This window comes from Oceanobacillus zhaokaii, assembly GCF_003352005.1.
Classification (GTDB): domain Bacteria; phylum Bacillota; class Bacilli; order Bacillales; family Amphibacillaceae; genus Oceanobacillus; species Oceanobacillus zhaokaii.
In genome coordinates this window covers 2,046,396-2,059,202 of record NZ_CP024848.1, presented here as the reverse complement: position 1 = coordinate 2,059,202, position 12,807 = coordinate 2,046,396, and the positions used below count along the sequence as shown (strand labels likewise).

At 34.4% G+C, this 12,807-nt stretch carries 17 protein-coding genes; 15 read left to right on the top strand and 2 right to left on the bottom strand.

Translation table 11 applies throughout. From position 1 onward, the window contains the following. Positions 1-377: 377 nt before the first annotated feature. Positions 378-1,865 carry a carboxypeptidase M32 gene (locus tag CUC15_RS10485; RefSeq protein ID WP_423241380.1) on the top strand — a complete coding sequence of 496 codons (1,488 nt, stop codon included), beginning with the start codon at positions 378-380 and terminating at the stop codon, positions 1,863-1,865. A gap of 47 nt (positions 1,866-1,912) precedes the next feature. On the opposite strand, the gene CUC15_RS10480 is transcribed toward CUC15_RS10485, so the two are convergent. After that, the gene (locus CUC15_RS10480) at positions 1,913-2,113 is read right to left on the bottom strand and encodes a cold-shock protein (RefSeq protein WP_114916606.1); all 201 of its coding nucleotides are present in this window, start codon (positions 2,111-2,113) and stop codon (positions 1,913-1,915) included. Between the two features lie 318 nt (positions 2,114-2,431). On the opposite strand from CUC15_RS10480, the gene CUC15_RS10475 reads away from it, so the two are divergent. The 7 genes from CUC15_RS10475 (at position 2,432) to CUC15_RS10445 (ending at position 6,148) form a co-directional block, all read left to right on the top strand. Further along, on the top strand, positions 2,432-3,004 hold the full coding sequence (locus tag CUC15_RS10475; protein ID WP_242985826.1) for an HD domain-containing protein: 573 nt from the start codon (positions 2,432-2,434) through the stop codon (positions 3,002-3,004). 66 nt (positions 3,005-3,070) lie between these two features. Beyond that, on the top strand, positions 3,071-4,027 hold the full coding sequence (locus CUC15_RS10470) for a thymidylate synthase (protein WP_114916604.1): 957 nt from the start codon (positions 3,071-3,073) through the stop codon (positions 4,025-4,027). A 23-nt stretch (positions 4,028-4,050) separates the two neighbouring features. Further along, positions 4,051-4,542 carry a dihydrofolate reductase gene (locus tag CUC15_RS10465; RefSeq protein ID WP_114916603.1) on the top strand — a complete coding sequence of 164 codons (492 nt, stop codon included), beginning with the start codon at positions 4,051-4,053 and terminating at the stop codon, positions 4,540-4,542. 132 nt (positions 4,543-4,674) lie between these two features. Next, a complete protein-coding gene (gene tatA / locus CUC15_RS10460; RefSeq protein ID WP_114916602.1) occupies positions 4,675-4,881 on the top strand; it encodes a twin-arginine translocase TatA/TatE family subunit in 207 nt (68 codons plus the stop codon). 15 nt (positions 4,882-4,896) lie between these two features. Beyond that, entirely contained in the window at positions 4,897-5,058 is a 162-nt protein-coding gene (locus CUC15_RS10455) for a twin-arginine translocase TatA/TatE family subunit (protein ID WP_114916601.1), read from the top strand. A gap of 90 nt (positions 5,059-5,148) precedes the next feature. Continuing rightward, positions 5,149-5,916 carry a twin-arginine translocase subunit TatC gene (gene tatC, locus CUC15_RS10450; RefSeq protein ID WP_114916600.1) on the top strand — a complete coding sequence of 256 codons (768 nt, stop codon included), beginning with the start codon at positions 5,149-5,151 and terminating at the stop codon, positions 5,914-5,916. 13 nt (positions 5,917-5,929) lie between these two features. After that, positions 5,930-6,148: a YozE family protein gene (locus CUC15_RS10445; RefSeq protein WP_114916599.1), complete on the top strand. Its 219-nt coding sequence runs from the start codon at positions 5,930-5,932 to the stop codon at positions 6,146-6,148. Between the two features lie 38 nt (positions 6,149-6,186). Here CUC15_RS10445 and CUC15_RS10440 read toward each other — a convergent pair whose 3' ends face one another. Next, positions 6,187-6,516, bottom strand: a complete 330-nt coding sequence (locus CUC15_RS10440; RefSeq protein WP_114916598.1) for a YolD-like family protein — start codon at positions 6,514-6,516, stop codon at positions 6,187-6,189. A gap of 532 nt (positions 6,517-7,048) precedes the next feature. On the opposite strand from CUC15_RS10440, the gene vrrA reads away from it, so the two are divergent. The 7 genes from vrrA to CUC15_RS10405 all read left to right on the top strand — a co-directional run bounded on the left by vrrA (position 7,049) and on the right by CUC15_RS10405 (position 12,383). Further along, entirely contained in the window at positions 7,049-7,519 is a 471-nt protein-coding gene (vrrA, locus tag CUC15_RS10435) for a VrrA/YqfQ family protein (protein ID WP_114916597.1), read from the top strand. Positions 7,520-7,602: 83 nt separating this feature from the next. Beyond that, the gene (gene msrA / locus CUC15_RS10430; protein ID WP_114916596.1) at positions 7,603-8,562 is read left to right on the top strand and encodes a peptide-methionine (S)-S-oxide reductase MsrA; all 960 of its coding nucleotides are present in this window, start codon (positions 7,603-7,605) and stop codon (positions 8,560-8,562) included. A 51-nt stretch (positions 8,563-8,613) separates the two neighbouring features. Further along, on the top strand, positions 8,614-8,817 hold the full coding sequence (locus CUC15_RS10425) for a DUF6501 family protein (protein WP_114916595.1): 204 nt from the start codon (positions 8,614-8,616) through the stop codon (positions 8,815-8,817). Between the two features lie 111 nt (positions 8,818-8,928). Further along, entirely contained in the window at positions 8,929-9,540 is a 612-nt protein-coding gene (locus tag CUC15_RS10420) for a histidine phosphatase family protein (protein ID WP_242985985.1), read from the top strand. 84 nt (positions 9,541-9,624) lie between these two features. Next, complete coding sequence (locus tag CUC15_RS10415) at positions 9,625-9,864, top strand: DUF362 domain-containing protein (protein ID WP_114916594.1); 240 nt, start codon at positions 9,625-9,627, stop codon at positions 9,862-9,864. A gap of 214 nt (positions 9,865-10,078) precedes the next feature. Beyond that, positions 10,079-11,227, top strand: a complete 1,149-nt coding sequence (locus tag CUC15_RS10410; protein ID WP_114916593.1) for an NAD-dependent epimerase/dehydratase family protein — start codon at positions 10,079-10,081, stop codon at positions 11,225-11,227. Between the two features lie 16 nt (positions 11,228-11,243). Then, positions 11,244-12,383 (top strand): glycosyltransferase family 4 protein, encoded by a 1,140-nt coding sequence (locus tag CUC15_RS10405; protein ID WP_114916592.1) that lies wholly within the window; start codon positions 11,244-11,246, stop codon positions 12,381-12,383. Positions 12,384-12,807: the final 424 nt, after the last annotated feature.

Sequence of the window (12,807 nt, the reverse complement as noted above, 5' to 3'; positions counted from 1 at the left end):
TAAATTATTTATGCATACATTAACGACTTTTATAAGTGATATAAGCTTATACTCCATTTCGAGAACAATTGCAATGAACGATAAAAGATAATACATGCGCAACATTACGAGAAGTAAGTCAATCCAAATTGGCAAGCTTCTTTTTTCTTTAGATCTCCCTAATTTTTAATACCTCTCTTTTCCAGCGGCTAGCCATGCTATATTTTTAGTCACAATCTAACCCAGATACACTCATTCTCTTGTTTTTTCCTGGTCAATCAAATAAACTATGAATTAATAGAATCATGTTTAACTGATGTTCTACTACTACTTGCATTTTTAGAAAACTATTATCTAAATTTTGGAGAGAAAGTCAAGGGGGAATAGCTTTGAAACAAATCGACACAATTGAAAAGGATTTTCTGGAATTGTTAAAGGAAATGGATAGCTATCGTGAGGTGATTGCACTTACACATTGGGATATGCGGACAAAGATTCCAAAAAATGGCGTCGAGCAACGTTCAGAAGTTGTTGGATTCCTAGCACATAAACTTCATAAGCTAGAAACTTCCGAGAAAATGAAGAACTACATCGATCAACTAAAAGGTAAGACAACCAATCCAATCATTCAAAAAGCAGTGGAAGAATGCGAAGAAAAGTATAATAAAAACAGTAAAATCCCAAGTGATGAATTTAAAGAATATGTCATGCTTCAATCAAAATCAGAGGCAATTTGGCAGGAGGCACGTGAGAAAGCGGATTTTGCACTTTTTCAACCTTATCTAGAGCAATTAGTAGAATATAATAAGAAATTCGCAAATTACTGGGGTTATGAAGATAATATTTATGATGCGTTGTTACATAACTTCGAACCCGGTGTCACGACAAAAATGCTGGATGAAGTTTTTTCGAAGCTAAGGGTTTCGTTAACAGACTTAGTTGAAAAAGTAAATCAAAGTAAATCAAAGCCAGACCCGACAATATTGCAAGGTCACTTTCCAAAAGAGAAGCAGGAAGCTTTTTCAGTCGAAGTATTAAAACAAATTGGCTATGATTTTAATTCTGGCAGACTAGATGACACGATACATCCATTTGAGATTACACTGAATAGTAATGATGTACGGATCACTACAAGGTATGATGAAGAGGACTTCCGCATGGCAATCTTCGGGATTATCCATGAAGGCGGACATGCATTGTATGAACAAAATATTAGTAAAGAATTAGCACGTACACCTCTTGCAACTGGAACTTCCATGGGAATACATGAATCGCAATCACTATTTTGGGAGAATTTAATCAGCAGAAGCAAGCCGTTTTGGGAACATTATTACGACTTATTTAAATCCTATGCACCAGAAACTTTTCAACATGTGGGGCTTGATGACTTTTACCGCTCAATTAATGAAGTTAAGCCTTCCTTTATAAGAATTGAGGCTGATGAACTAACCTATGCCCTTCATATTATGATTCGTTATGAATTAGAAAAAGGGTTAATTAATGGGGATATCGCTGTTAATGATTTACCGGATTTGTGGAATAAATTAATGGTCGAGTACTTGGGAATTGAGCCACCGACAGACCGTGAAGGGGTCTTACAAGATATTCACTGGTCAGGTGGAGACTTCGGCTATTTCCCTTCATATGCATTAGGCTATATGTATGCTGCACAAATTTATCATACACTAGCAGATGAAATGAATGTAGAACAATTGGTCGCATCTGGAAATTTTGCACCAATTTTAGAGTGGCTTTCAAAAAATATTCATCAGTATGGAAAGATGAAAAAACCATTGGAAATTATTGAGGATGTAACGAAAGAACAACTAAATCCTGATTATCTCGTCAAATACTTAACGAAGAAATATACAGCGATTTATCAATAGTAATTATTGAAGCAGTGACCCAAGGATCACTGCTTCAATTTATTCATTTATTTTTTTACAACATTTGCAGCTTGTGGGCCACGCTCACCTTCAACGATTTCGAAAGTAACCTCTTGTCCTTCTTCCAGCGCCTTAAAACCTTCTTCTTGGATTGCTGAATAATGAACGAACACATCGTTACCTTCTTCTAGTTGAATAAATCCATAGCCTTTTTCAGCATTAAACCATTTTACTACACCGTTTTCCATGTATATATCCTCCTATAGTTTCACGTAAACGTGTTAATACAAAGTAGAGAAAAGAACGCATTAAAAAAGGCAACACCGATAGAAGAGTAGGACCTTAAGTTTCATCCACTTCTATGGAAGTTGCCTGTATCATTAACGGATCCGTACTTCTTCTTTGCTTACTATCTAATTTATCTTAATTTTTTACTATAGTCAATGATTTCAACTTATAGAAATAATATCGAATATATATTGGTTGAACGATAGTAGCCTTATCATTATTATAGTTACTAGGAAGCAATAGAAAGGGGAGACGATTAAATGAACGGGAGAGAGAGAATGACAAGAATTAGAGAGTATGTTTTTCAGTTATTTCATGATGATGCAACCGGTCATGATTATTATCATATGGAACGGGTTGCACGGACGGCTAATCAGATTGCAATGAATGAAAAAGCTGACATATTTATATGTGAAGCGGCTGCACTGCTCCATGATGTTGGCGATGCAAAACTATTTGAGCAGCCAGAGAAAAATGTGGAAGCAATGAATTCTTTTCTTAAATCGATCGGATTAACCGCTGAACAAATAGCGTTCCTCAACCAAATTATCAATGAAGTTTCTTTTAGCAAAGGAGTACAGGTCCCAGCTACAATAGAGGGAAGAATAGTGCAAGATGCAGACCGAATTGATGCAATCGGTGCAATTGGAATTGCAAGAACCTTTGCATATGGTGGTGCAAATCAGCAAATGATCCATCATGATACAGATAAAAACACTTCCATTCAGCATTTCTATGATAAATTATTAAAGCTTTATGATTTGCTGCATACTGCGAAGGCAAAAGAAATGGCAGTTAGCCGCCAGCGGTTTATGGAGCAGTATTTAGAACAATTTTATAAAGAATGGTAAACAAGATTATGTTACAATAGATGCATTATGCTTATTATAAAATGAATTAATGGAGGAATTACTCCCATGATTAAAGGAGAACAAGCTTACTTAAACCTGTGTAATTACATATTAGAAAATGCTGCTGAGAGAGATGATAGAACAAATACAGGCACCTACTCTATATTTGGACACCAAATGCGTTTTGATTTAAGCGAAGGGTTTCCGCTTTTAACAACGAAAAGAGTTCCCTTCCGTTTAGTCGCATCAGAGCTTCTCTGGTTTATTAAAGGAGATACAAATATCCGTTATTTATTAAAGAATAACAATAATATCTGGAATGAATGGGCATTTGAACGATGGGTAGCTAGTGATGACTATACTGGTCCAGATATGACTAATTTTGGAATTCGCAGTCAACAAGACTCTAATTTTAATGAAGTATACAAGGAAGAAATGGATCGATTTAAGGAGAAAGTTCTTCAGGATAACGCATTCGCAGAAAAATATGGTGATCTTGGTTTTGTTTACGGGAAACAATGGCGGAACTGGAAAACCTCTCAAAATGAAAGTATCGATCAATTGAAGGATGTCATCACTTCAATTCGTACCAATCCTAATTCACGCAGACATATCGTTTCTGCATGGAATCCGGAAGATATCCCAAGCATGGCGTTGCCACCATGTCATACGCTATTCCAGTTCTATGTTGCTGACGGAAAATTATCCTGCCAGTTGTACCAGCGAAGTGCAGACGTATTCCTTGGCGTACCATTTAATATTGCGAGTTATGCATTACTCACACACCTGATTGCACATGAGTGTGGACTGGAAGTCGGTGAATTCATTCATACATTAGGGGATGCGCATATTTACTCAAATCATCTAGAACAAATAAAGACACAATTAGCTAGAGAGCCAAAACCATTACCACAAATTAGAATCAATAAAGACAAAGCTTCCATTTTTGATTTTGAGCTTTCAGATTTCGAATTAATTGGATACGAGCCACACCCAGGAATTAAAGCGCCAATCGCAGTATAACAATCGTTAGAGGAGGAATATCTTTGATCTCTTTATTAGTAGCTATGGATCGAAACCATGTTATTGGTGCAAATAATCAATTACCATGGCGTTTACCAAAAGATTTACGATTTTTTAAAGAAAAAACAACCGGAAATACCATTATTATGGGAAGAAAAACGTACGAATCCATGGGAGGAGCCTTACCTAACCGGAAGAATGTTGTTTTAACCCGTAAGAATCATGACTACCCTGAAGACGTTGACGTTATCCATGAATTGTCGACAATTCAAGAATGGGATAAGCGAAACCCTAATAATGAGTACTTTGTAATTGGCGGCGGTAATATTTTTACACAGGTGATGCCATTTGCGGATCGGATGTATATTACATTCATTGACAACGATTTTGATGGTGATACATATTTCCCGAGCTTTTCAGAGGATGATTGGGCATTGACTTCTAAAGTAAAAGGCCAAAAAGATGAAAAAAACCCGTACGACTATTACTTTTTACAATATGATCGTAGAAGGTAAACGTTTATCATTTCTATTGCAATAACACGTATAGAACTTGTTTCAAAGAAGATAAACGTGTTACTATGTACTTGTATGATAGTATTAATAATTATGTAATTTAGAACATTATGAGATAAAGAAGGTGTACTTATGTTATCTAGTATCGGGGTACCAGGATTAATCTTAATTCTAATTATTGCACTCGTAATATTTGGTCCTAAAAAATTACCAGAAATCGGCAAGGCAGCTGGACAAACATTGCGTGAATTTAAACACTCTGCACGCGAAATAACAAGTGATGCGAAAGAGGAAATAGACGAAGCAAAAGTTATCGTTAATGAGAAAAAAAACAAATAATCTTGGAGTGATAATATGCTTAATAGTATCGGGATACCAGGGTTAATCTTAATTTTAATCGTTGCTTTAGTTATTTTTGGACCTTCTAAGTTGCCTGAAATCGGCAGATCGTTTGGCACTTCGTTAAGAGAATTCAAAAATGCTGCAAAAGATATTGTTAATGACGATAAAAAATAAGAAGAAATTATAATAGAACGATAATGAAGGTGTAAGGGTCATTTAACCTTACATCTTCTTTTCTGCTTTATTCCTAAGGGGTGTTAAAGAATGGAAGAAGATACAAAAATAGCGGATAACGAAAAGGAAATGGATTTCGTTGGTCATTTATCTGAACTTAGAAACCGATTAATTGTAACAGCAATATTATTTGTGACCTTGTTTATTGTTGGGTTTATCTATGTTGAAGAAATTTACGCATTCTTTGTTAAAGATTTGGAATTCAAGTTAACTGCTATTGGTCCAAGTGAAATTATTTGGATTTATTTTTCAATGGCTGGGTTAATCGCGATAGTCGGAAGTATTCCAATTTTAACGTATCAAATTTGGGCATTTGTTAAGCCTGGACTAACGGAGAGGGAACAACGAGCATCTCTAGCATATATTCCCGCTACATTTCTATTATTTATAATTGGATTAGTATTCGGATACTTAATGTTTACCAAGTCACTCATCCCGTTCTTACTTTCTTTAAACAATGGAATGTTTGAAATCATGTTTACGGTAGACAAATATTTCAAGTTTCTAATGCAAGTAACGGTCCCAATCGCAATCCTTTTTGAGCTGCCAATTATCGTCATGTTCTTAACAAGTATCGGAATAATTACTCCTGAGTTTTTAGAGAAAAATAGGAGATATGCATACTTTGCATTGATTGTAATTAGTACTATAATTACGCCAGCACCTGATTTTATCTTACCAGTAATTATTTCGATACCACTTATTTTCATTTATGAGATCAGTATCCGCTTAGCGAAAAGAGTTTATAATAAAAAATTACAAAAACATGAAGAAGTAATGAACGAGGAGAGTCTTTAAGCGGGGTGAAAAAATGCGGACATTTTATCAATTTCTAATAACTTATCGCGGTAAACTAAAAGCGGATGATTATAGCAGATTAGCGGACTGGGCATTTTTTGATTCCAGTTTCCCTAAATATTCAAAGGATTATCATGAAATAAGTAATTATTTGGAGTGGAATAGTCCGTTTGCGAATGCTTTAATGACATTTGATGAATTATGGGACATCTATCAAAATAAAACAATATAGTAGATTAAATGGCTCTGGGAATAATATTCCAGAGCCATTTAATCTACTATAAGGGAAATTATTTGCTGAAATGGAATGATGTGTCTTTCATTATCGTCGGTTTGCAGAATAATACTATTTCTATATTGATCCAACTTTGTAATGACACCTGATAAATGAGATACTGCCACATTTTGATAGAAGGAAATCGTCACAGATCTCTCTGAATGGTATGCATCCATCAGATCGTTATGAATGATTTCGATTTGTTGCGGATCAAGTAAAGGCTTCCGGACTTTCTCATCTTCCTTCCACAATTCTTTTAACAATTCTACATGCTCTGGTAGCATTAAAGACGACCATTTTATTGTTCCTCTGTCCTTTGTCATGAATATCACCTCAATTACAGTATATACGAACATAAGTTCCCTAATCAACTTAAATATTTCTTTTTTTGGTTTTTCTGTATTACGGGTAATTTATGATTAAACACTATTTAAAAAGACACGCAAATAGTGTGTATTCTAAATAACAAATAGGACAAAGGTACAGTTATTATTTTAATACTGAACTAGATGTAAATAGGGAGCAGAGAAAATCAATTTAAGCATGCTAATTAAGCAAAAATCTTATTTGATCATTAATAATGGAGGACCTATTGTTCTCCTAAACCTTATGAAACAAGGGATAGATAAATTCAAACAAACGTTTGATTTAAAAACTGATAATTCAATTACTTTATCAAAGTATTGTTAAAACAATGATTGTCTAATTTCGCTATTATTCGCAAATAAAAGTATTATTTGTTGATTATTGCGCTTACCCGGGAAATATAGATATAGATAGCCTTTGCCCAAACATTTTCTAGATATTTACGTACAATATTCTATAATGGATTTAATGATATAAGGGGAGAGTATTATGTTTCCAGGAAACAGACAAAGAAATGGATTTCCAATGCCGATGAATCGTGGAGCAAATAATTTCAGATTTCCGAGTCAAGGTTTTACACAGCAACCCCAAAGGAGTATGGGAGCAAACTTATTACAACGATTTTTACCACAACAAGCTCAGGCTGCGACAATAGCAAGTAAAGGAGCGGGTGGCCTGTCGAGTACATTAAATAATGTCCAACAAGTGTTAAAAGTTGTTCAGTCCACGGCTCCACTCGTACAAGAATATGGACCAATGGTTAAGAATCTTCCAGCAATGTATCGAATGATGAAGGCGTTTAAAAACTTTAATTTGACAGAAGATGATACTAAAGTAGAAACGAAAGAGAACGTTGAAGAACAAGCTGTTCCATCTAATAACACTCATAAAAATACGGGAATTAAAAAATCACCAACTAAACAGGGGAATGGACAATCTACACCAAAACTGTATATCTAATAAATAATAAACATACTACTTGATTTTTAAATGAAAAAAGGGAAAAATAGATATAATCAATACAGTATTGGAGGAATTTAGAAATGGCAACTGATTTTGAACTTGCAACATTTGCTGGTGGGTGCTTTTGGTGTATGGTTGAGCCTTTTGATACAAGGCCTGGAATAGAGAGTGTTGTATCTGGATATACCGGTGGAACAGTCGAAAACCCGACATACGAACAAGTTTGTTCCAATACTACAGGACATGTAGAAGCAGTACAAATTAAATTTGACCCTATGATTATATCGTATGAACAGCTTGTTCAAACATTTTGGCAACAAATTGATCCAACAGATCCTGGTGGCCAATTCCACGATAGAGGAGAGTCATATCAAACGGTAATTTTCTATCATAATGAATTACAGAAGCAAATTGCTGAGGATTCTAAGCACAAGTTAGATACCAGTGGAAAGTATAATAAACCAATTGCTACAAAAATAATACCTGCTTCACCGTTCTATCCTGCTGAAGAAGAGCATCAGGATTATTACAAAAAACAACCGTTTCACTATCGTTCATATAAAAAAGGGTCTGGCAGAGAAGATTTCATTAAATCAAACGTTAAGATGCCAATTGACAAGTCAAAATTGAAGGAAAAATTAACTCCTATTCAATACATTGTGACCCAACAAAACGGAACAGAAAGACCGTTCCAAAACGAATATTGGGATAATGAGCAAGAAGGAATCTATGTAGATTTGATTTCTCGCGAGCCGCTATTTTCTTCAATCGATCAATATGATGCGGGCTGCGGTTGGCCAAGCTTTACTAAACCAATAGATAGTTATCAATTAGAAGAAAAGACAGATACGACACATGGCATGATTCGTACGGAGGTAAGAAGTAAAGTAGCGGATTCACATCTTGGACATGTCTTTGAAGATGGACCAGTTGAAGCTGGTGGACTGCGCTATTGTATGAATTCAGCGGCAATGGAATTTATACCGAAAGAAGAAATGAAAGAAAAAGGCTATGGAAATTACTTAAGATTATTCAAATAATATAATTTACAATAACATTATTATGTAAACTAAAAATTGGAGTGTAATTAAATGATTCATTTAAATTGGGAAAACAGAGAGACGATTAAACAAATTGAATGTGTTCATGCAGAGGCAAAGAAATTTATGGTAGACAATAAGTTAACACCAGGCAAGACATATGATGTTAAAAATGAATCCGATGAATTCTACTTTATTATTGACAACAGTAATCGAATCGGTGGGTTCTTAAAAGATTATTTCAAGGAAATATAAGCTTTAGCAGATAACAGGGAGAATCCCTGTTATCTTTATGTAAATCTTTGTTAATATAGATAATTCTATAGAGATTATTCTTTGTATATATGCTAAATAGAGGTATAATAAATGTACAATTTCTATTATAGCGAAATCGGCTTAAATTCTAAAAAAGGGATGATCGATTTGAAGAAAATATATTTTGTTCGTCATTGTTCTGCTGATGGGCAGCACAAAGATTCTCCTTTAACAAAAGATGGAATAATGCAGGCACAACTTCTTGCTGATTTTTTTCATGAACAAAATATTACCTTTGATCGAATAATTTCAAGTCCCTATTTAAGGGCTATTGAAAGTATTAAACCTTTTGCAGAAAGTATGGGGATTACGATTGATGTTGACAATCGTTTAGAAGAACGTATACTTAGCGACGAGCCTATCGAAGACTGGTTGGAGGAATTAGAATACTCCTTTAATGATTATGCGTACGCCTTACATGGTGGAGAATCTGCTAATGCTGTTATTAACCGTGCGAACGAGGTACTAATGCCAATCTTAAATGAAAATACAGCTACTAACGCAATAATCGTTAGTCACGGAAATCTCTTAGCATTATTATATAGTCAGTTTGATAAGAGTTTTGGATTTACTCAGTGGAAAGAGCTGGGGAATCCTGATATATACTTATTAACATTTAATGATGAAGTTATTTCTTTTGAACATGTATGGAATAGCAAGTAAAGAACCGTCTTTTATTTTTTTATTATAATGAGTTATACTAATGAATAGAAATGAAGCGAGTTTTGTTAGAAGGAGGCAATGAATATGGCTTTTGTCATTACATCACCGTGTAAAACGGAAAAAGCAGGAGAATGTGTCGAAGTTTGTCCTGTTGATTGTATAGAAGAAGGGGAAGATATGTTCTTTATCGATCCCGATATTTGTATCGATTGTGGAGCATGTGAAGCAGTATGCCCTGTAACAGCAATTTATATGGAAGATGAAGTTCCTGAAGAAGAAAATGAATATATTGAGTTAAATAGATTGTTTTTCCAAGGAAATTAAAGAGCAAAGAACATCCGTAACCCATTTAGCATCAGTCTCATAAGGGGCTCAAGCTAGAAACAAAAGAAGCCATTACTGTTTTTACGTAGTGGCTTCTTTTGTATATTCCATGTAAAAGTATTGTAAATAATAACGCTAAAATTTTTAATTGGTTAACAATACAATATAATGAGATAGAAAGCATCATTTAATTACATAGTAATGGAGGGACGGTATGAGAATTATTATTGCAGGCGGAGATGGCTTTTGTGGCTGGCCAACAGCTCTATATTTGTCAAAACAAGGTCATGAAGTTACGATTGTAGATAATTTAGTTAGAAGAAGAATGGATGAGGAGTTACATTCTAATTCCGTTACGCCATTAGCAACTTTAGAAGAGCGTGTTGCAAAATGGATGGAATTGACAGGAAAAGAAATCAAAACATTTATTGGTGACTTGAATCATTATGACTTCCTTTGTGAGGTATTTAGACAAACAGAGCCAGAAGTATTCGTACATTTTGCGGAACAACGATCAGCACCATATTCTATGATTGATAGAGAACATGCAATATACACGCAATCTAATAATGTTCTTGGCAATCTAAATGTTCTTTATGCTATTAAAGAATTCGGACCTGAATGCCATTTAATTAAATTGGGGACAATGGGAGAATATGGTGCACCGAATATTGACATTGAAGAAGGTTATATAGAGATTGAGCATAACGGCAGAAAAGATCGCATGCCATATCCAAAACAACCTGGTTCTTTCTATCATCTAACGAAAGTTCATGACAGCCATAATATTATGTTCGCATGTAAAATTTGGGGTATTCGCGCAACGGATTTGAACCAAGGAATTGTATATGGTCTTCATACAGAAGAAACAGAACTAGACGCTGTATTAAATAATCGACTTGATTATGATGGCGTTTTTGGTACAGCTCTAAATCGATTCTTAATTCAAGCAGCAATTGGTCATGATTTAACCGTCTATGGTGCTGGTGGTCAAACAAGAGCCTTCTTAAACATTAAAGATACTGTAAGATGTGTAGAAATAGCAGCAAATAACCCTGCGGATAAAGGGGAGTTTAGAGTATTCAATCAGTTCACTGAATACTTCTCAGTTAAAGAACTTGCAGAAAGAACGAAACGTGTGGCAGAAGAAATGGGGTTATCAGTAGGTATTTCCCATATTGAAAACCCACGTGTAGAAGCAGAAGAACATTATTACCATGCAATCAATACAAATCTTCGTGAGCTTGGTTTAGAACCAAACCTATTAACGGATAATGTACTAAAAGGAATCTTAGAAGTGGCTCTTGAAAATAAAGATCGAGTAATTAAAGACAACGTACTGCCAAAAGTATCTTGGAGATAAGAGGGAGCTTTAGAGTTTGAAAATCGCGATTGTAACAGAAACCTTTTTGCCTTCTACCGATGGCGTCGTTACAAGACTCACACAAGCTGTAAAATATTTCCGCTCTCTAGATCATGAGGTGTTAGTAATTGCTCCTGATCTTGGTGTTTCTGAATTCGAGGGTGCAAAGGTAGAAGGAATTAAAACGATTACATTTCCATTTTATCGATATCGTAAGTTTTCCTTACCATCAAAAAAAATAAAAAGATTATTGGATGCATTCCAACCAGATATTGTGCATGCAGCGAATCCTGCCTTAATAGCAGCATCTGCTGTTCGTTATGCAAATAAATTGAATTTCCCATTACTTGCATCATATCACACGCATATTCCGAAATATTTAGATTATTATAAGATTTATAAGCCAGCAAAGCCAATCCTATGGAGCTACATAAGGAGGCTGCATAATACTGCTGAACTAAATCTTTGTACATCAGAAACAATTAGAGAAGAACTACTGGAGCAGAATATTCATCATTTACATGTATTGCAGCGTGGTGTTGATACCCAAAAACGTCATCCAAAGTATTACGATTCGGAAATGCGTGATCGATTAACTAATGGGGATAAATCGAAAAAATTACTCATTTTTGTCGGCAGATTAGCAATTGAAAAAGAGATTCATAAAATCAAACCATTATTAGATGCTAGAGACGACATTATGTTAGTGATCATCGGTGATGGCCCAGCAAGAAATGATCTAATTCACAAGTTTAAAGGTACAAATACGATATTTACTGGTTTTTTACATGGTGAAGAATTGTCTAAAGCATTTGCTTCAGCTGATGCATTTATTTTTCCATCTGTATCAGAAACATTAGGATTAGTAATACTAGAAGCAATGGCATCTGGATTACCGGTGGTTGCTGCTAAAAGTGGTCCAACAATAGAACAAATCAGTGATGGTGAAACAGGATTATTATTTGAAAACGAAAATGTTGATAGCATGATCAATGCAATGAATAAATTAGATGATAAAAACGTATTAAAACAAATGCGCAAAAATGCTCGTAAAGAAGCCGAAAAATTCTCCTGGGAAAAAGCATCCCAACAATTATTAGATTTCTACACAAAAACAATCGAATATCATGAAGATAAAAATCAGGCTGCAAAATAAAATACAGCCTGATTTTTAAATAATATCTATTTGATGAAAAATTCACTGTTTGTCTCACTATCAAGAGTATACTTTAATATGAGATGTTATTTAATGGTTTTATATTTAACTTCCTATAATAAATATTATGTAAACTAGGAAATAAAATAGATATATAATAATATTATTAGTGACTAGTGACACAAATGTAATGTCTTTAGAAATTACAAATTGAATGCCCTATTCTACTCTCTTAAGAATACGGCATTCTTTTTTCTTTTATTGTTATCTAATTTCTGGATGATTTATAAATGTATATACCTGAAAGTACCGATCATTCTTTTTTATTAAACTCATTATAAATGGAATTTTATAAGTATAATTAAACATTGTAGTCATCCTGCTGCTCTTTTCAAAACCTTTAAAAAATAATAGATATTGTTTA